This window comes from Parafrankia soli (assembly GCF_001854695.1).
GTDB classification, from domain to species: Bacteria; Actinomycetota; Actinomycetes; order Frankiales; family Frankiaceae; genus Parafrankia; species Parafrankia soli.
The window spans coordinates 92,554-111,256 of sequence record NZ_MAXA01000058.1 but is presented as its reverse complement, the minus strand read 5'-3'; the positions used below and the strand labels follow the sequence as shown (position 1 = coordinate 111,256).

The 18,703-nt window shown below is 73.9% G+C and carries 14 protein-coding genes and 1 pseudogene; 7 read left to right on the top strand and 8 right to left on the bottom strand.

The genetic code is table 11. The annotated features are described in order from the left end of the window. The first annotated feature begins 76 nt into the window (after window positions 1–76). The gene (locus BBK14_RS07320) at window positions 77–1,498 is read left to right on the top strand and encodes an 8-oxoguanine deaminase (RefSeq protein ID WP_071060409.1); all 1,422 of its coding nucleotides are present in this window, start codon (window positions 77–79) and stop codon (window positions 1,496–1,498) included. A gap of 60 nt (window positions 1,499–1,558) precedes the next feature. Here BBK14_RS07320 and BBK14_RS39740 read toward each other — a convergent pair whose 3' ends face one another. Next, a complete protein-coding gene (locus tag BBK14_RS39740) occupies window positions 1,559–1,894 on the bottom strand; it encodes a DUF222 domain-containing protein (RefSeq protein WP_241831258.1) in 336 nt (111 codons plus the stop codon). Between BBK14_RS39740 and BBK14_RS39735 the strand changes: the two genes are divergently transcribed. The 4 genes and pseudogenes from BBK14_RS39735 to BBK14_RS07300 all read left to right on the top strand — a co-directional run bounded on the left by BBK14_RS39735 (window position 1,889) and on the right by BBK14_RS07300 (window position 6,722). Beyond that, complete coding sequence (locus BBK14_RS39735) at window positions 1,889–2,104, top strand: hypothetical protein (protein ID WP_241831256.1); 216 nt, start codon at window positions 1,889–1,891, stop codon at window positions 2,102–2,104. The genes BBK14_RS39740 and BBK14_RS39735 overlap by 6 nt on opposite strands. Window positions 2,105–3,102: 998 nt before the next feature. After that, window positions 3,103–3,675, top strand: a complete 573-nt coding sequence (locus BBK14_RS07310; protein ID WP_071060408.1) for an IS607 family transposase — start codon at window positions 3,103–3,105, stop codon at window positions 3,673–3,675. Next, window positions 3,672–4,999: pseudogene (tnpB, locus tag BBK14_RS07305) on the top strand (IS607 family element RNA-guided endonuclease TnpB). Before BBK14_RS07310 ends, tnpB begins: the two are co-directional and overlap by 4 nt. A 466-nt stretch (window positions 5,000–5,465) precedes the next feature. Beyond that, complete coding sequence (locus BBK14_RS07300) at window positions 5,466–6,722, top strand: DUF6986 family protein (RefSeq protein WP_241831255.1); 1,257 nt, start codon at window positions 5,466–5,468, stop codon at window positions 6,720–6,722. A gap of 33 nt (window positions 6,723–6,755) precedes the next feature. On the opposite strand, the gene uraH is transcribed toward BBK14_RS07300, so the two are convergent. The 6 genes from uraH to BBK14_RS07270 form a co-directional block, all read right to left on the bottom strand. Continuing rightward, a complete protein-coding gene (uraH, locus tag BBK14_RS07295; protein ID WP_020463131.1) occupies window positions 6,756–7,082 on the bottom strand; it encodes a hydroxyisourate hydrolase in 327 nt (108 codons plus the stop codon). Between the two features lie 80 nt (window positions 7,083–7,162). Further along, window positions 7,163–8,725, bottom strand: a complete 1,563-nt coding sequence (locus BBK14_RS07290) for an allantoicase (RefSeq protein WP_071060406.1) — start codon at window positions 8,723–8,725, stop codon at window positions 7,163–7,165. A 105-nt stretch (window positions 8,726–8,830) separates the two neighbouring features. Further along, window positions 8,831–10,258, bottom strand: a complete 1,428-nt coding sequence (gene allB, locus BBK14_RS07285; protein WP_071060405.1) for an allantoinase AllB — start codon at window positions 10,256–10,258, stop codon at window positions 8,831–8,833. A 4-nt stretch (window positions 10,259–10,262) separates the two neighbouring features. After that, window positions 10,263–12,635, bottom strand: a complete 2,373-nt coding sequence (pucD, locus tag BBK14_RS07280) for a xanthine dehydrogenase subunit D (RefSeq protein ID WP_071060467.1) — start codon at window positions 12,633–12,635, stop codon at window positions 10,263–10,265. Then, on the bottom strand, window positions 12,632–13,156 hold the full coding sequence (locus BBK14_RS07275; RefSeq protein ID WP_071060404.1) for a (2Fe-2S)-binding protein: 525 nt from the start codon (window positions 13,154–13,156) through the stop codon (window positions 12,632–12,634). Before BBK14_RS07275 ends, pucD begins: the two co-directional genes overlap by 4 nt. After that, entirely contained in the window at window positions 13,153–14,052 is a 900-nt protein-coding gene (locus BBK14_RS07270) for an FAD binding domain-containing protein (protein WP_071060403.1), read from the bottom strand. Before BBK14_RS07270 ends, BBK14_RS07275 begins: the two co-directional genes overlap by 4 nt. A 293-nt stretch (window positions 14,053–14,345) precedes the next feature. Between BBK14_RS07270 and BBK14_RS07265 the strand changes: the two genes are divergently transcribed. Next, window positions 14,346–15,407 carry an aromatic ring-hydroxylating oxygenase subunit alpha gene (locus BBK14_RS07265; RefSeq protein WP_071060402.1) on the top strand — a complete coding sequence of 354 codons (1,062 nt, stop codon included), beginning with the start codon at window positions 14,346–14,348 and terminating at the stop codon, window positions 15,405–15,407. 56 nt (window positions 15,408–15,463) lie between these two features. After that, entirely contained in the window at window positions 15,464–16,747 is a 1,284-nt protein-coding gene (locus BBK14_RS07260) for an ATP-binding protein (protein WP_071060465.1), read from the top strand. An 8-nt stretch (window positions 16,748–16,755) separates the two neighbouring features. Here BBK14_RS07260 and BBK14_RS07255 read toward each other — a convergent pair whose 3' ends face one another. Beyond that, on the bottom strand, window positions 16,756–18,678 hold the full coding sequence (locus tag BBK14_RS07255; protein ID WP_071060401.1) for an adenine deaminase C-terminal domain-containing protein: 1,923 nt from the start codon (window positions 18,676–18,678) through the stop codon (window positions 16,756–16,758). Window positions 18,679–18,703: the final 25 nt, after the last annotated feature.

Below are 18,703 nucleotides of genomic sequence, written 5' to 3'. Positions count from 1 at the left end.
CAGGCCAAGCGGCACGGCCGCGGCTGGCGACGCAACGGCGGGGCAACGCCCGGATCATCTTCCTGTCGATCTCCTGGTGATCGGCGCGGAGCTTGTCGCCACGGTCGATGCCGACCGCCGAGAGATCCCAGGCGGCTGGGTAGCAATCACCGACGGCCTCGTCAGCTCCCTCGGCGGCCCGGCGGAGACACCCCCGACCGCGACCCGGACCCTGCGTGCCGACGGCTGTCTCATAACGCCGGGCCTGGTGAACACACATCATCACATCTACCAGAACCTCACCCGTTCCTTCGCTCCGGCACTCGGCGGCACCCTTTTCACCTGGCTGACCACGCTCTATCCACTCTGGTCACGGCTGGACGAGGAGGCCGTCCACACCTCGGCCTACGTGGGCCTGACCGAACTGGCACTCGGCGGCTGCACGACATCAACAGACCACCTCTACGTGCACCCGCGCGGTGGCGGCGATCTCATCTCCGCCGAGATCGCGGCAGCCCGGACCCTCGGCATGCGGTTCCACCCGACCCGCGGCTCGATGTCGCTTTCGGTCAAGGACGGCGGGCTCCCTCCTGACTCTGTCGTCCAGGACGCGGATGAGATCCTCGCCGACTCCGCCCGGCTTGTGGCCCAGCATCACGACCCGTCCCACGGCGCGATGGTGCGGATTGCCCTGGCCCCCTGTTCGCCGTTCTCCGTCAGTCCGGAACTCATGCGGGCCACCGCGGAACTGGCCGAGTCCTTGGACGTCCGGCTACACACGCATCTCGCCGAGGACCCCGAGGAGGACGACTACTGCCTGGCGGTGTTCGGACGGCGTCCGATCGACCAGTTCGCGGAGGTTGGCTGGGGCGGCGACCGGGCGTGGGTCGCGCACTGCATCTGCCCCAATGACGAGGAGGTCGAGCAGCTCGGCAGGTGGGGCACAGGGGTGGCCCACTGCCCGAGCAGCAACATGATTCTCGGCGGCGGCCTCGCGCCCGTGGCCGAGCTCCGCTCGGCCGGCGCCCCGGTCGGCCTGGGCTGCGACGGGTCGTCATCCGCCGACTCCGCCTCGCTGTGGTTGGAGGCTCGTACCGCCATGCTGTTGGGCCGGCTGCGACACGGCGCCGCGGCGATGTCCGCCCGGGACGCACTGGAGATCGCCACCCGGGGCGGCGCAGGCTGTCTCGGCAGGACCGGTGAGATCGGTGAGCTCTCCGTCGGGTCTGTCGGCGACCTCGTCGTCTGGCCGTTGGACGGGGTCGCGTACGCGGGAGCGCTCTCCGATCCGATCGACGCCTGGCTGCGTTGCGGGCCCACAGCGGCCCGGCACACGATCGTGGCCGGCAGGCTGGTGGTGGAGAACGGAGTGCCGGTTCATCCTGATCTCGACGAGATGCTCGTCCGGCACCGCCGGATCGCCGGCGGCATCCAGGCGGCGTTCGACGATGCGGGCATCGATCCGACCGTTCCCATCAATACCGGCGGCGGCAGCGTCGGGGCGGCAAAATCACTTTGAGCATTCTGGCCCGTAGAAGGCAGTTCGACGCCCCAACACCGAAATCTCCGCCCGTTGAGATCAACCCGGGTGCTCCGCACCTGACCGCGGAACCTCATAGTCCGGTTCCGGTTCCGGTTCTGGGTGCGGCACCGCATGCGCGACCCGCCCACACAGGAGATCGACGAGGACATCCGCGCGGATCTGGTCACGACTACGACTGTCCCCACCGCCTCGGTGCGCGGCGATCCCCTGGGCGATCTGGTCGACACGCTGGTAGCAGGCGGTCGCCTCGTCGGCGGGCAGCACCGCCGACAGGCAACTCGTCCCGTCCTCCCCTGGCGAGACCCACACCCGCCGTTCCTTCTTCCGGGCCCGCGCGCGTTCGGCCGCGCCGGCCGGGTCGACCGTGTGCACGGCACGACGGCACGCATCCGTGAACGCCCCCGGGTCGGCCGCGCACCCCCGGCCAGCACCCGGGCCTCGACCTGCGCCGCGAGCGGACCGTCGAGCGGACGGACCGCGTTCTCCAACGAGCGCAGCCGCTGCACGTCCAGCACCCCGGCCTTCAACGCCTCCACCGCGGCGTGCAGCCGGCGCGCCACCGTGCACGCGAACAGCATCTGACCCGCCGCGGCCTGCGAGGACACCCCCAGCACCGCCGCGACATCCTCCGGAGCGAACTCGTCGAACAGAACCTCCCGACCGGCCGCCGGGGGCCGCAGGTCGGCGAACTGCGCCAACAACCCCAGCAGGTCCGCGTTCCCCGCCGCTATCGACCGGACCGCCGCACCGATCTGACCCAGCAGCCCACGCACCCGCCCCTCGAACACCCCCTCCTGCTCCGAGGAGTCGACCGGGCCGGAACCGCCGTCGTCGACCTTCACACTCCGCACAGCATTCATGGCGCAGACACCCACCCCACAATCAGATCGAACACACGTTCGACCATAAAGGTGTGTGCGCCACCCCGACAAGYACGAACCAGACGAGACCACACCAAGTCCACATTCACCCAGACACTTACACTCCTCGACACATCAAGCACGAGAAGAGGTAAAGTGACCACGACACGGAACAGCCGACTCACCTCTTCCGCGATCGGTCCCATCGATACACATAAGAGATTGCAGCCGCACGAGCATCGGCAGCCGAGAGTCGGCGTACTACCACGACACCGTTAACCACTTATCAACGAGTGCGCCAAATAGACATAAACCGTTAGCGAATCAGCCTCACACCGTCAAGGTTGACACGCGAATGAATCAACAAAAGATGGCACTGATATCGATATTGAGCTAAGCCCGCTGTCACAATGTGCGTTAGAGGGTCATGAGAGAGAACCAGGAATCGGTGTAGGAATCATGACGCACGTAGCCGCGTTGATCGGCAGCCGAGTCGTAGGCCCTGCCAGCAGCCAGAACGGTCCTGCCAATGTGATCTGCGTCTACGACCGGATCGCGGTGGCGGTCCCGGGGCAGTCGGGCCCACACCCATTCGGCTCGTGATCGTGAGCGTGCCCCCGAACACGAACGCCGCGAGGGCCTCAGGAGGCACGGGTGGGGGGTAGTAACTGTTGCCCAACTGGCACTCGTTAGCTCTCTCCAGATTGCTATAGTTGTCATGTGAACCTCAAGGAGTGGGCAGAGTCGCAGGGTGTGGCGTACGTGACCGCCCAGCGCTGGTTCCACGCCGGCAAGCTCCCGGTCCCGGCACGCAAGGTCGGTGGCCTGATCCTCGTCGGCGAGCCCGACCGCCCGGCTACGTCAGGCACGGTGGTCGTGTACGCCAGGGTGTCGTCCGCAGACCAGAAGCCTGATCTCGACCGGCAGGTCGCCCGCGTCACCGGCTGGGCCACCGGGCAGGGGCTGCCTGTCGMCAGGGTTGTGACCGAGGTCGGGTCGGCGTTGAACGGGCATCGGCGGACGTTCCTCGGGCTGCTCCGCGACCCCGCAGCGACGACGATCGTCGTCGAGCATCGCGACAGGTTCGCCCGCTTCGGCGCCGAGTACGTCGAGGCCGCTCTCGCCGCGAACGGCCGCCGCCTACTCGTCGTGGACCCAGCCGAGGTCGATGACGACCTGGTCCGCGACATCACCGAGATCCTGACCTCGATGTGCGCCCGGTTGTACGGCCCCCGCGCCGCCGCGGACCGAGCCCGCCGCGCGGTCGCCGCCGCCACTGAGGCGGCCGGATGAGGACGTTGCAGGCGTACCGGTTCGCGCTCGACCCGAACGACGCCCAGGCCGCGAACCTGCGTCGCCACGCGGGGGCGGCCCGGTTCGCCTACAACTGGGGCCTGGCCCGGGTGAAGGCCGTGTTCGCGCAGCGCGACGCGGAGAAGTCCACGGCCTGATCGGGGACCTGCTCACCCCGGTGCCGTGGACGCTGCCCGCGTTGCGGCTTGCCTGGAACGCCGCCAAGCGGGAGGTCGCCCCGTGGTGGGACGAGTGCTCGAAGGAGGCGTACTCGGCCGGGCTGGACCAGTTGGCCCGCGGGTTGAAGAACTTCACCGACTCCCGGAAGGGAAAGCGCAACGGCCGCCGGGTCGGTTTTCCCCGGTTCAAGAAGCGGGGGAAAGCCCGCGACTCGTTCCGCTACACCACCGGCGCCTACGGCCCCGCGACCGATCTGTACGTGAAACTGCCCCGGATCGGCCGGGTCAAGGTCGGCGAGCCGATGGGCGCGCTCACGGCGCGGCTGGCGGATGGCCGGGCGCGCCTGGGTGGCGCGACGGTGTCCCGGACGGCTGGCCGCTGGTTCGTGGCGTTCACCGTCGAGGCCGACCGGGACGTTTCCGAACGGCCGACCCGCCGTCAGCGGACGGGCGGCACGGTCGGCGTCGACCTGGGCGTGAAACACCTCGCGGTCCTCTCCACCGGCGAGACGGTGGCGAACCCGAAACGGCACGCCGCCGCGCTGCGGAAACTGCGCCGCGCGTCGCGGGCCTATGCCCGGTCGAAGCCGGGCAGCGCTGGGCGCCGGCAGCGCGCCGCCGGGCTCGCGACGATCCATGCCCGGGTCGCGAACCAGCGCCGCGACGGGCTGCACAAGCTCACGACACGGCTCGCCCGGTCCCACGACGTGATCGTGGTCGAGGATCTGCACGTCGCCGGGATGGTCCGCAACCGGCGGCTCGCCCGCGCCGTCTCGGACGTCGGGATGGGTGAGATCCGCTGGCAACTCGACTACAAGACCCGCTGGTACGGTTCGCGGCTGCACGTCGCGGACCGCTGGTACCCCAGCTCGAAGACCTGTTCCGGCTGCGGCTGGCGAAACCCAAGCCTGACACTGTCGGACCGCACGTTCCGCTGCCAGGCCTGCGGGCTGGTGGCCGACCGCGACYACAACGCCGCGATCAACCTCAGACACCAGGTCGCCGCCAGTACGTCGGAGACCGTAAACGCCCGTGGAGCCGACCATAAGACCCGCACGAGCGGGCAGGTGGCTGGGAAGCGGGAACCTGGCACGGCCAAGGCCGGTCAGACCAGGAGTGCCGGCGCGCAAGTGCCGGCGGCGTGAACGGCGAGCGCTATCGCTCATCGATCCGCAACGGCTGCGCGTCGAGAGCGCCCCACCGACGTTCTCGGACGGATTCGACACGATCGTCGGGGAGCGTCGACTCGCACCAGTCGACTGTGTCCGGGCCGGTTGGTGGTACCTGGCCCCTCCRCAGTACGCTCCTGAACGGAAAGCTGCAGCTCAGACGCATGATGACCGCTTGCACGGCGGTCCGTCGGCCGGCCGGGATCCATCGGCCGTTCACGGAGCCGCCACACAGACAGCCGCCGTCGGCGCAGTGCGCCGAATCCCCCGATCGGTGCCAAACGCGCCGGCGGCGGCGCTGGCGGCGGGAGCCACTGGGCACGACGCAGTTGCAAGCCAGAGCAGGTGGGCCGGGCCGCCTGCAATCGGCGGACGGCTCGGCTCGGCATCTCTGACACGCGTGATGGGGACGACACCCGGTCACTGGCCTGACACTGGAGTCGTGCCGACGCTGTCCGACGACGCCATTGCCGCGCTCACCGTGGACCTCGCCCCGCTCGACGCCGATCTGACCGCCCGCTTCCCCGGCGATCCGGGCACCCGCCAGCCCGTCCACACCTGTTATCTGCCCGCCGACCGGCTGCACCCGGACGTCGTTCTCGAGTGGGGCGAAGCCGCCCGGGAGGCGCTGCGCCACCATGCTCCGGATCCGGATGCCCTGGCCGCGGCGACCGCGGGTGACTCCGACCCGGCGATCGCCGCCGCCGTGTACGCGCACGTCGTGCAGGCGCTGACCGTCGAGCCGATCCAGGATCTGCGGGTCGATCTCGAGGACGGGTACGGGACCCGCCCGGACGAGGTCGAGGACGCCGACGCCGTGCAGGCGGCGCAGGCCCTGCGCACCGCGGCGGCGGCCGGCGCGCTGCCGGCCTCCTACGGGCTGCGCCCGAAGTCGCTGGACGCCGCCGTGCGGGCCCGGGGGCTGCGCAGCCTCGATCTGTTCCTCACCACCCTCGCCGGTGATGGTGGTGAGGACGGCCCGCCACCCGGCCTCGTCGTGACCCTGCCGAAGGTGAGCGCGCCCGAACAGGTGATCGTGTTCAGCGAGGTCCTCGCCGAGCTGGAACGGCAGCTCGGCATCCCGCCGGTCGCGCTGGAGATCCAGGTCGAGACGCCCGCCGCGGTCCTGAGCCTGCCGGCGCTGGTCGGTGCCGCGCCGGGACGTCTGACCGGGCTACACGTGGGCACCTACGACTATTCCGCGGCACTCGGAATCGCCGCCGAGTACCAGGCCAACGATCATCCGGGGGTCGAGCTCGCCACGGCGCTGATGCAGTTGGCCGCCGCGGGCACCGGGATCCGCGTGGCCGACGGCTCGTCCAACGTGCTGCCGGTGGGCCGGGCCTCCGACGTGCGCTCCGCGTGGCGCCGGCATGCCGGGCTGGTCCGCCGGGCTTGGTCGAGAGGCCTCTACCAGGGGTGGGATCTGCATCCCGGCCAGCTCGTCAGCCGGCACGCGGCGGTGGCGGGCTGCCTGCTCACCGGACTGCCCGACGCCCTGCGGCGGCTGGCGGACTACGCAGCCGCCCGCACGTCGGGATCGGTCGCCGACGAGCCGGCGACCGCGCGTGCCCTCGCCGGGCACGTCCTGCGCGCGGTGGACGCCCGCCTGGTCGACGACGCGCGGCTGCGGGCCGCCGGTCTGGACGAGGAGACGGTCGCCCGCCTCGGAGGCCGACCTCCGCAGGTCCCGCGCTGACCCGCCGGACCGGGCGGGTCAGGCCGGGCCGGGTCAGCTGCCGCGGTAGGTGGAGTAGCCGTACGGCGCGAGTAGAAGGGGCACGTGATGGTGGTCGGCCGGTTCCCGGATGACGAAGACGATCGCCACCTCGGGGTAGAAGGCCGAATGCCCCGTGGTGTCGAACACGAGGCGCCAGGCGCCGGCGCGGTCCGCGGGCAGGTCGCCGACGCGCCCGTCGTCATCGGTCACCGCCTGGGCGACTGGGCGCCAGCCCTTGGTCGCGCCGTCGAGGGTGACCGCGGCCCGTTCAAGGCGCACCGGCACGCCGGCGGCTGGCTTCCCAGAGGCGGTGTCCAGCACATGGGTCGACAAGCTCACTCGCGTCGCCCTCCCCGGCTCGCCGCCGGGATGCCCGCCGGCGACCCACTCGTCGCTTCGCCACGACCGGGAACCAGGTGTCAGGCGCCGGTGATCAGATGGCGCAGCCGCAGCGCGGTGATCTCCGCCTGCTGGCCGGCCGCCACCCGCAGCTCGGTCCTGGGGTCGTTCGCCATCCTCTCCCGGAGCAGCTCCAGCATCTCCTGCGCGCCACGCCCCGCCGCGCGAACGAGGAAGATGAACCCGAAGCGGTCCTCGTACTCGGCGTTCCCCTCGGCGAAGGCCGCGCGGACATCCTCGCTCGCCTGGTCCAGAGCGGCCTGCTCCCGTCGGGGGGCGTCGAGGGAGACGACGGTGGCCCGCGAGGACGTCGGCGGCGTCGGCGCGGGTGTCGGGCGCTCCCCGATCCGGGGATGCGCGGTGAACGCCTCCAGCCAGGCGGTTTCGGGCAGGTTCCACCACTCCTGCTCGGCGGCGGGCAGCAGCGTGGCGAGCGTGCCGAAGGGCCGGAGGGCCGCGACGGCGTCCGCCCAGTCCTCGGAACCGCAGCAGGCCAGCAGCTCCTCACGGGCCGCGGCAGGCGTCAGGGAGTCGAACCAGCGCATGGCCAGCGACTCGCGTCCCGCCTCGGTCGGCGCGCCGACCAGCCGCAGCCGGGCGAGACCGCCGTCCGGGATCGCGTCCACCCGCACGTGCGTGGCCTCAACTGGCACCTCCAGGTCGAACAGGTGCCGGGTGTTCGGCTGGACCCGGGTGCGCGGCAGCAGCGGCCGCCAGTCGGTGATCGCCGGCAGGGCGTCCGTGGCCAGGTCGTCGTCGCYGGTCGTGGGTGCGTTCGCCGCCCACAGCGCGACGGCGCGCGGCGCGTTGCCGCGGAAGTGGCGGGTGTCGACCTCGGCCCGCACCACGGTCCCCTCGGTGGCCAGCCGCACCACCGCCCAGTCATGCCCCGGCCCGCGGCGGCGGCGGGTCTCCCAGCCCTCCCCCATCGCCCGGGCGTCGCCGGAGGCGTTCAGGTTGTGCCGGTCGCCGTAGTGCATGTCGCTGGCGGCGACGACGACACCGCCCAGGTAGGCGGCGGCCAGGTCGGAGGTGACCCGGTCGAGCAGCCGCGGGTCGGGCACGACGACGCCGTGCACCCGCAGCCGGGCGACTCCCCCGTCCGGGTGGATGGTCAGCCGCAGGTGACTGATCCGGAGCCGGCCCTCCGCCGACACGGGCAGGACGTTGACGGCGTCCGCGGCGACTGGCGTGCGGGCGACGAGGGGCACCCAGGTGACCGAGTCCTCGGCGACCTCCTCGGCGGACGGGTAGCCGGCAAGGGTGGCGCCGTGCAGCTCGACCGACTCCGGGGCGTTGCCGGTGAAATGGGTCGTGTCCACGGTCACCGCGTGCACGATGCCGGGGGCGCCGAGGCGGACGATCGCCCAGTCCGCCGCGGGCAGGTCGCGGCGGCGGCGGGTCTCCCAGCCGTCGGTCCACTGGCCGCGCTCGGTGAACACCCCCGGACGGACTATCGGTGCCTCCGCCAGGAGCATGCGCTCGGCGAGCGCGAAGAACTCGTCATTGACGGCGACGACGGACCCGCCGAACCGGGCGGCGGCGAGGTCGACAAGGTTCGTCAGGTCGGGCGCGTCGGTCATCCGTGCGGGCTCCTTCTGCTCGGGCGGACGGGGCGGGCCGGGCGGACGGGGCGGGCGGCCGGAAACGGGCTGCGCGCCGGGACGGGCTGGGGCGTGGCTGGTGGGTCATCGGGCGAGCAGCCGGCCGCGTGCGGGCCGGTCGCCGTCCGCCCGCCGGCCCCGCAGGTAGGTCGCCAGAACGAGGCCGTCAAGCGTTCGCCCAGCGTAGGGCGTGAGCGGATGGCGGTGGTGCAGCAGGGACGGCTCGACGACGAACGTGGCGTCAGGGTCGAAGATCACAAGGTCGGCGTCGGCGCCGACGGCGATGCGTCCCTTGGTGCCGTTCGGCACGGAGCCCGCCCCGCCGGTGCCCAGTCCCGAGGTACCCAGCCCCGAGGTACCCAGCCCGACCAGGTCGGCGGGGCCGGAGCACATCCACCGGACGACGTCGACGAGGCCGTGCCCGCGGCGGCGTGCCTGGGTCCACACCGCGGCCAGGCCCAGCTGGACGGAGGCGATGCCACCCCAGGCCGTCCCGAAGTCACCGGTCTCGACGGATTTCAGCGCCGGGGTGGCTGGCGAGTGGTCGGTGACGACGCCGGCGAACAGGCCGGCGGCCAGGCCGTCCCAGAGCCGGTCCAGGTTCGCGCGTTCCCGGATGGGCGGCGCGCACTTGAAGACGGTCGCGCCGTCGGGGACCTCCTCGGCGGTGAAGGTCAGGTAGTGCGGGCAGGTCTCGACGGTCATGGGCAGGCCGGCCTCGCGGGCGGAGACGACGTCGTCGAGCGCCTGGGCCGCCGCCAGGTGCAGGACGTGCAAACGCGCGCCCGTCGAGGCGGTGAGCGCCGCGAGCGAGGCCACCGCGGCCTTCTCGGCGGCCGGCGGGCGGGAGCGCAGCCAGCTGGTGAACGTGCGGCCGGCCGCCTCAGGCGCCTCGGCGAGCACGGAGGGCGACTCGGCGTGGACGACGGTGAGGGCGTCCATCCGGGCGGTGTGCCGGGAGGCGGCGGCGAGCACGTCGAGGCTCACGTGCGGGAACTCCTCGACCCCTGAGGGTGCCAGGAACGCCTTGAACCCGAACACTCCGGCGTCGTGCAGCGCGGCGAGGTCGTCGAGCCGGCGGGCGTCGGCGCCGATGATCCCGCCCCAGAAACCGACGTCGACGGCGACCCGGCCCTCGGCCGCCGCCCGCTTGGCGGCCAGCGCGTCCAGCGAGGTGGTGGGGGGGATCGAGTTCAGCGGCATGTCGATGATCGTCGTCACGCCGCCGGCCGCCGCGGCCCGGGTGGCGCTGGCGAAGCCCTCCCACTCGGTCCGGCCGGGCTCGTTGACGTGGACATGCGTGTCGACTACGCCGGGCATGAGCACGAGGTCGCCGAGATCGGTGACGGCGACGCCGGATGGCACCTCGCCCGGCGCGGTGACCGCGGTGATCCGACCGTCGACGACGTGGACGGCCGCGGGGCGCTCGCCGTCGGGCAGTACGACCCGACGCGACCGGATCACCTCGACGGCGTCCGGCGGCGTCGCGGCACCGGCCTGCCCACCACTCATCCGCTCATCCGCGTTCCATCTCCCCAGGCTGCCCCCAGGCCGCCTTATTCCCCAGATACGGAGCACCGCCCAGCGGATCGACCGGATCCGCGAGATCGACGAGGTCCCCCGGGCGGACCGGTACCCGGCGCAGGTCCCGCCCGACCGCCGCCCGGACGGCGGCGAGGACCGCGGCGGTCGCCGTGCAGGTCGGGGTCTCCCCGACGCCCTTCACCCCGTAAGGCGCGTCCGGCTGCGGGTAGGTGAGTGCCACGAAGTCCAGCGCGGGGACGTCCGCCGTGGTGGGCAGCAGGTAGTCGTGCAGCGTCGGGTTGGTCACCACGCCGTCCACGGTCACCAGCTCCTCCATCACGGCCAGGCCGAGTCCCTGGGCGGTGCCACCCTCGACCTGCCCGCGCAGCGACAGCGGGTTCAGCACGGTGCCGCAGTCCTGCGCGAGCGCCATCGACACGACGCGGACGAGCCCGAGGTCGAGGTCGACGTCCACCACGGCCCGGTGCGCCGCCGCGGCGAAGGCCACGTGCGGATCACCCTGGCCGTGCGCGTCCAGGGCGGTCGTGCGCCGGTGGTGGAAGGTGTGCTCGGCTTCGACCGGTCCCTCGGCGAGCGCCTCGGCCAGCGTGAGCCGGGTCCCCGTCTCGGCACCGACGATCTCGCCCCCGGTGATCACCAGGGCGCGCCGGGGCGCCTCGACGACCTCCGGCGGCAGGCCCAGCCGACGCGCCACCCGGGCCAGCAGCCGGTCGACCACCGCCACGCACGCACCGCGCACGGCGCCGCCACTCATCCAGGTCTGGCGGGACGCGCTCGTCGACCCGGCGCTGCCCACCCCGGTGTCGGCGGGGCGCAGCACGACCTCGTCGACACCGAGCTCGGTCCGCGCGATCTGCCCGGCGACCGTGACGAACCCCTGCCCGACCTCGGCACACGCACTGTGGATCGTGGCGACCGGCCGGCCGTCCGCGTCAAGCTCGAGCCGCGCCCGCGCGGTGGAGGAGTCGTCGAAGCCCTCGGAGAACAGAAGGTTCTTGTAGGCCAGGGCGTATCCGACGCCGCGGCGGACGCGGGCGAGGTCCGCGTGCGCGCCGCGCCCCCCGGGACGGGCCGTCACCGGCGAGGCGGCGGTGAGCGCCGCCGGCAGCGGGCGCGCCGCGACCGCCTCGATCGCCTCCCGCGCCGGCAGCGGCGGCCCGAGGACCTGACCGGTGGGCAGGACGTCGCCGGGCTGCAGTGCGTTGCGCACCCGCAGCCCGACCGGGTCCATCCGGAGGCGGTCCGCGAGCCGGTCCATCTGCGCCTCGTGTCCGATCGTGACCTGCGGGACCCCGAACCCGCGCATCGCCCCGCACGGCGGGTTGTTGGTGCGCACGACGAGCCCGTCCAGCCGCGCGTTCGGCACCCGGTACGGCCCGGCGGCGTGCGTGACGGCGTTGGCGATCACCGCGGGGGACGACGACGCGTACGCCCCGCCGTCCATGATGATCCGCGCGTGCACGCTGACCAGGTCACCCGCCTCGGTCGCGGTGTGGCGGAACCACATCCGGGCGGGATGGCGATGCGGATGGCCCAGGAAGGACTCGACCCGGTCGTAGGCGATGCGGACCGGCGTCCCGGTGGCCCGGGCGAGCAGCGCGCCGTGGACCTGCAGCGTGACGTCCTCGCGGCCGCCGAACGCGCCGCCGACGCCGGCGAGCTCGAGCCGGACCAGCTCCTCGGGCAGCCCCAGGCAGGCGGCGATCTGTTCGCGGTCGGAGTGCAGCCACTGGGTGGCCAGCCACATGTCGACGCCCCCGTCGGCGGCCGGCACGACCAGCGCCGCCTCCGGCGCGAGGAAGGCCTGGTCCTGCATGCCGACGAGGTAGCTGTCCTCGACGACCACCGGGCCGACGGCGTCGGGATCGCCGTGTCTCAGGGTGATCTCACGGAACACGTTGCCGTCCGGGTGGAGCGGTTCGGCACCCGGCCCGGCGGCCACCTCGGGATCGACGAGGGGCGGCAGCGGCTCGTACTCGACCTCGACGGCCGCCAGCGCGCGCCGGGCGGTCGGCGCGTCGACCGCGGCGACGGCGGCGACCGGCTCGCCGGCGTAACGGGTCTCGGTGGCGGCGAAGACCGGCTGGTCGGCCACGATGAGGCCGTAGGTCGCCACACCGGGGACGTCCACCGCCGTCACCACCGCGGCGACTCCCGGGATGCGCAGGGCCGCGGCGGTGTCGACCCGCCGGATGCGCGCCCGCGGGTGGGGCGAGCGCAGGGTCCGGGCGTGCAGCATGCCGGGGGCGCTGAGGTCGCCGGCGTAGACGAACGTCCCGCCGGCCTTGGCCAACCCGTCGGGACGGAGCACCGACCCCCCGACGCCTCGCGCCCGGCCGGTCATGCCCACCCGGGCGGGCCGCCCCGCCCCGCCTGGACGGCGCGGACCGCCGCGAGGATGCGGCCGTACCCGGTGCACCGGCAGATGTTGCCCGCCAGTGTCTCCTGAATCTCATCCTCGTCGGCGCCCGGTCGGCGGGCGAGCAGGTCGGTGACCGCCACGACCAGGCCTGGGGTGCAGAAGCCGCACTGGACCGCCCCGTGCGCGACGAAGGCGGCGCGCACCGCGGCGGCCGGCCCACCCGGGCCCAGCCCGGCCACGGTGACCACGCGGGCGTCGGCGGCGTCGGCGGCGAGGACGGTGCAGGCCGTGACCAGCCGGCCGTCCAGCAGCACCGAGCAGGCCCCGCACCGGCCCTGCTCGCAGGCGTCCTTCACGGAGGTGACGTCGAGCCGCTCCCGCAGGACCGTCAGCAGCGACTCCTCGAGCCGCGCCCCGGTAACGGCGCGCCGGGCGCCGTCGATGCTCAGGTGGTAGGAAAGCCGGYGCTCCCCGCCCAGGGGGCCAGGCACGCCGCCGCTCACGGGGCGCTCTCACGCCGCGGCGCCGACCGGGCCGTGAGGCATCGAGCGAAGGCCCGGGCGGCCAGCACGCCGGCCGCGTGCACCCGGTACTCCAGGGGATGGCGCGGGTCCTCTCCCAGCGGCGACGCCGCGCGGACACCGGCCGCGGCCAGCTCACCGAAGCGCCGTGCCAGGGCGGCCGGGGCCGTCCCGGTGGACCAGTCGACGTCGGCGGCGGCCAGCCGCTCGGCCTCGGCCACCCGCCACGGCCGGGCAGCCACGCCGCCCACGGCGCAGCAGACCCGCTCGCGGACCCGGTCGACGAGCAACGCGCAGGACACCAGCGACGGGAACGCGGCCTGCCGGCCACCGATCTTGAGGTAGGTCTGCGGGCCGCTCGGGCGGGGCACCCGGACCGCCGTCACCAGCTCGCCCGGCAGGCGGCCGGCGCTCAGGAAGTCGTCCAGGCCCGCGGCACGCGACCCGTCCTCGGAGGTGAGCAGTACCTCGGCCTGGGCCGCGGTGAGGAAGGTGAGGAGGTCGCCGCGCGGGTTGGCGGAGCCGAGCGCCCCGCCGACCGTCCCGCAGTTGCGGATCTGGACGGACCCGACCACCCGGGACGTCGCCGCCAGGCCGGGCGAGAGTGACCATCCGGCCAGCTCGGTGTAGGTGACCCCGGCGCCGATCGTGAGGGTGTCCGCGCCTGCCCCGCGCACCCGCAGCTCCAGCACCCGGCGCAGCGCGACGATCGCCGCCGGCGGGCGCGTCCCGGTGCGCAGCGCGGGCACCAGATCGGTGCCGCCGGCCAGCAGCTCGACCGGCCGGCCCGCCCGAGCCTCGGCGGCGAGGGCGGCGACGGCCTCGCCGACCGTCCCGGGCCGGTGCAGAGCGGTGGACGGACCGCCGGGCGTCGTCATGGGCCCGACGATAGTGGTGGGACGTTACGTCGATGTTCAACGAACACTGCTCTACGTATCTTTGTGTTCACTGTTGAGAGTCGCCGGAGGCGACTCGGTACGCACGGACGACGACCACCCCTCGAAATGTCACGGAGTGACACACATCGGACGCCCGCCCGAAACCCCGGATCGCTTCGGTGATGGGATGGCGCCGAGAACCGGAGCCGACCGGAGTCGACCGGAGCCGAGACCGGAGCGAAGACAGGGACGGATACCGGAGCGGGAGATCTGACCGCCGGGAGGCAAACTCGATGACCGGTCGCCTGACCAACACCGACCCGGCGCTGCGGCACGGCTGGCACCCGGTCGCCCGGTCGTCCGAGCTCGCCGACGAGCCGATCGCCGTCCGGCTGCTCGGCGAGCCGTGGGTGCTGGCCCGGCTCGACGACCAGGTGGCGGCCTTCGCCGACCGGTGCCCGCACCGGCTCGCCCCGCTGTCGGCGGGACGGGTCGAGGGCCACGAGATCATCTGCGGCTACCACGGATGGCGGTTCGTCGCGTCCGGGGAGTGCACCGCGGTACCGGCGCTCGGCCCGGGGATACCGGCGCCGCGGCGGGCCCGCGCCATCCCGCCGTGGGGGGTGACCGAGCGGCACGGGCTGGTGTGGATCGCGCCCGCGGAGCCGTTCGCCGACATCATCGAGCTGCCGGAGGCGGCCGAGGACGGGTTCGACGACGCCTGGCTGCCCGCCGCGCGCACGACGGCCTGCGCCGGCCTGCTCGCCGACAACTTCCTCGACACCGCGCACTTCCCGTTCGTGCACGCCGCCACCATCGGCGCCGGCGAGGAGACCGTCGTCGCGCCGTACCGGGTGGACGCCGACGGCGACGGCTTCCTGGTCCGGATGGACCAGGAGGTCGCCAACCCGGAGGATCCGGGGGTCGCGGCCGGGCTCCGCCCGCTCATCCAACGCCGCACGTCGACGTACGTGTACCGCCCGCCGTTCATGCTGCGGCTGCGGCTGGAGTACCCCGACGCCGGGATCACCAACACGATCCTGTTCTGCCTGCAGCCCGAGGACGCCGCCGCGACCCGCGTCTACACCCGCATCCTGCGCGACGACCTGGACGGTGATCCCGCCCGGCTGGCCGAGGCCGTCCGCTTCGAGCAGGCGGTGCTCGACGAGGACCTCGCCCTGCAGGAGCGCTTCACCATCGACGGACTCCCGCTGATCTCCGGGGACGGGGGGACGGCCGCGGAGGTCAGCATCCGCGCGGACGCGGCTGGCGTGGCGCTGCGCCGGGTGCTGGCCGCTGTCGTCGCCAGGGCAGCCCGCAGCTCTCCCACCAGGGCAGCGGATATCCGACACTGAAGCCGGCACGGCGGACGACGGCACCGACCTACCATGTGATCAGGCAGGTGGCCGACGTGACAGTGGCCGACATGAAGGGGGCCGACGTGACAGTGGCCGACTTCGCCGCGAGCGTCTCGGCGGCGAGCTGGGACGACCTTGACCCGCGCGAGTTCGACCGGTTGCGCCGGCTGGTCGGTGCCGCCGGGGGCCGCGGCGACAGCACGCTCGCCGCGATGTCGGACGAGCAGATCGCGCGGTCACTGGGCGTCGCGCTGGTCGAGGACGGCCGCACCCACCTCTGCGCGGGGGCGGTGCTGCTGTTCGGGCAGCCCGAGGCGCTGCGGGCGCACGTGCCGAACCACGAGGCCGCCATCCAGGTCATCGGGCCGGAGACCGGCGAGCCCACGGACGGGATGAACGACTTCTTCCGCTGGCCGCTGCTGCGTCTCGCCGAGGAGCTGCTGGCCCGTTTCCGGGCCCGCAATCCCGAGCGCGAGATCCGTTACGAGCTGGTGCGCACCGGCGTGCCCGCCTACGCCGAGCAGGCGTTCCGCGAGCTGCTCGCCAACGCCTTCGTCCACCGCGACTACACCGCGCCCGGTGCCGTCCACGTGCAGTGGACCGGTGAGGGCGTCGAGATCTCCAGCCCCGGTGGCTACGCCGACGCGGTGCGCGACCCCGCCGCTCGGCTGCTCGCGCGGCCCCCGCGGCCGCGCAGCCCGCTGCTGGCGGACGCGTTCCGCCGGGCGGGGATCACCGACCGCTCCGGACGGGGGATCCGCCGGGCGCACGCCGCCCAGCTCCGCAACGGCCTGGCCGCGCCGGACCACACCGGCTCGACCGCCGACACCGTGGTCGCCGTGTTGCCCAGGCAACCCGCGGATCTCGCGTTCGCGCTGTTCGCCGTCGGCCGGGAGTACGGCGGACGTCCGCTGGCGCTGCCGGACCTGCTGGTTCTCACCGCCGGGCTGGGCGGGCGCACGCTGCGGACGGCCGACGTCGCCGAGCTGCTCGGCACCGACAAGGACCGGGCACGCCGGCACCTGACGGACATGGTTCACGACGGCCTGATGGACGTCGCCAGCGGAGGCGGCGTGCGGATCTGGGTGCCGTCCGCCCAGGTACGCCGCGCGCTGCGGGATGACGCGAGCCAGCTGCACGCGCGTTCGCCGCGCCCCGCGGGGCGCGGCGAACGCGCCGGGTCCACGACGGCGGCCGCGGACGCGCCGCGCGGCTCCGCGACGGCCAGCGCAGGCGCGCCGCGAGGGTCGGCAGCCGCGGCGCACCCCGCGCTGCGGGGCTGGGCCATCCCGGAGGGCGGCCCGGCGCTGCCGGCGCGGCGCGTCTCGGACGGCTGACCACCGCGTCAGGGCCGGACGTACAGCTCCCTACCGAGCTGGGCGATCAGACGAAGCGGCGAGGCGAGCCGGCAGCCGAGGTCGCGGGCCGCGGTGTCGACGGCCGCGAGCTGGCCGAGCACCGCCTCCCAGGGGGCGTCGCTCATCAGGCCCGCCACCGGCAGCGGGCAGGCGGCCAGCACCCAGCCGCGCTCGACGACGACGAACCCGCCCCCCATCCCCTCCAGCGCCCGGGCCGCGGTCAGCATGTCCGCGTCGCCGGCACCGACGATCACCACGTCGCCGGGGGCGGCCCCGGCGGTCGTTCCCAGCGCCCCCCGGGTGAGCCCGAGGCCGCGAACCATCCCGACCCGCACGCGGTCGGCCCGGCCGGACCGGTCGAGCACCGCCGACTTGAGCAGGTCTCGGGACGGGTCGGCGACGACGACACCGTCACGCAGGGTCGGTTCCACCCGGGTGACGGTCACCCGCGGCGGCTCCCCGCCCGCGCCGAGCGGCCCGAGCCCGACCGAGGACGCCGAGACCCTCGAAACCCCGATCGGGGCCGCCGGGCTGGTGGCGACGGCGGGGGCCCGCACGTCGACGATGGTGAGTCGGGTGTCGCGCCGGCCGCTCCAGTGCATGCAGGGTGAGGTGAACGAACCGGTGTAGAGGCCGGCGGGCAGGCGCACCGAGGATGACGCCCACATCGGGGCCACGTCGAAGTTGTCGAACAGCGCGCGGCCGCGCTCGGCCGCGATCCGCCCACCGGCCACCACGACGTCCGGGGGGAGCCGCGCGGTCAGGTCCTGCACGATCTGCAGGTCGGCGAGCCGGGCCGGAGCGATCGAGCCGAGCACGTGGTCGAGGCCGAAGGCGCGCGCGGGGGTGAGGGTGGCGTCCCGGACGACACGGACGGCGGCGCCGCCCGCTCGGATCTCCTCCCGTACCCGGTCGTCGAGGTGATCGGAGATCAGACCGCCACCCACCGGCGGCATCTCGTCGGCGGGCCCGCCGACGAGATGGGCGGCGCCCGGCAGGAACGCGACGGGCCCGGCGCTCCCGATGAACGGGCCGGGCACCCCCGTCAGCGGGCTCACCTGCCGGGGGACGGCACGCGCGACGTCCACGGCCTCGACGGCGGCCTGGTGCGGCGCGGTGGCCTCGTACGGCGTGGTCGCTTCATAGGGCCCGGTGGTGTCGTAGGGCGCGCTGCCCTCGTGCGGCGCGGTGGGACGGGACGGGCCGGCGAGCCCGTCGCGGGTGCCGGCGGGGCCGCGGGGCAGGACACGCAGCGGTGTGCCGGTGCGCAGCACGAGCGAGCGGCCGCGTAGGCCGTGGATCTGCTCGATCTCGGCGAGGTCGGTCAGCACCGTCACCGTGCCGCGCGGGACGACGAGCCGGGCGAGCTCCCCCGGGCCGAGCAGCGTCCGCTCGACCGACGCGCGGGCGTCGACGTAGGCCGGGAGCACGAACCGGCCGGCCGCGTCCAGGCTGCGGCGGGCGCCCACGGCGCTCGGCCGGGTCACCGCGGCGATGTAGCGGCCGGCGATGAGAATGTCGCGCCGCATCATCTCGCCGGTCTGGACGACGAAGACCACCCCGCCGCGGATCGCGAAGTCGGCCTCGGCGCGGCCGGTGGCGATGTCGCGCAGCCGCTCGAGCTCGTCCGGGGTGGGGGTGAGGGGCTCGCGCAGCGGAGTGGGCACCGTCACCGGGCGGGGGGCCCGGCTGCCGCGCGCGGCGCCGGCGCGGCCGGGGACGGGCGTCGCCCGGCGGCGGCCGGGCACCCGCGCCACCGCGGGCGCGGCGAGCGGCGGAAGCGACCGCAACGGCCCGGCAGGCACCACCCCCGGCGCGGCCGGCCCTGGTGTCACCGGCACGGGTGCGGCCGGGAGCGCGTGGGAGGGGACGGCGTCGACCGTACGGTCGACGTCCCGCTCAGCGGTCATGACGCCCTCCGGAACTCACCGGTCG

Bases quoted from the DNA above. Each gene is read 5' to 3' on its own strand.
- allB (WP_071060405.1), bottom strand. From the start codon at position 10,258: ATGAGTGGTGGGCAGGCCGGTGCCGCGACGCCGCCGGACGCCGTCGAG.
- pucD (WP_071060467.1), bottom strand. From the start codon at position 12,635: ATGACCGGCCGGGCGCGAGGCGTCGGGGGGTCGGTGCTCCGTCCCGAC.
- BBK14_RS07270 (WP_071060403.1), bottom strand. From the start codon at position 14,052: ATGACGACGCCCGGCGGTCCGTCCACCGCTCTGCACCGGCCCGGGACG.
- BBK14_RS07265 (WP_071060402.1), top strand. From the start codon at position 14,346: ATGACCGGTCGCCTGACCAACACCGACCCGGCGCTGCGGCACGGCTGG.
- BBK14_RS07255 (WP_071060401.1), bottom strand. From the start codon at position 18,678: ATGACCGCTGAGCGGGACGTCGACCGTACGGTCGACGCCGTCCCCTCC.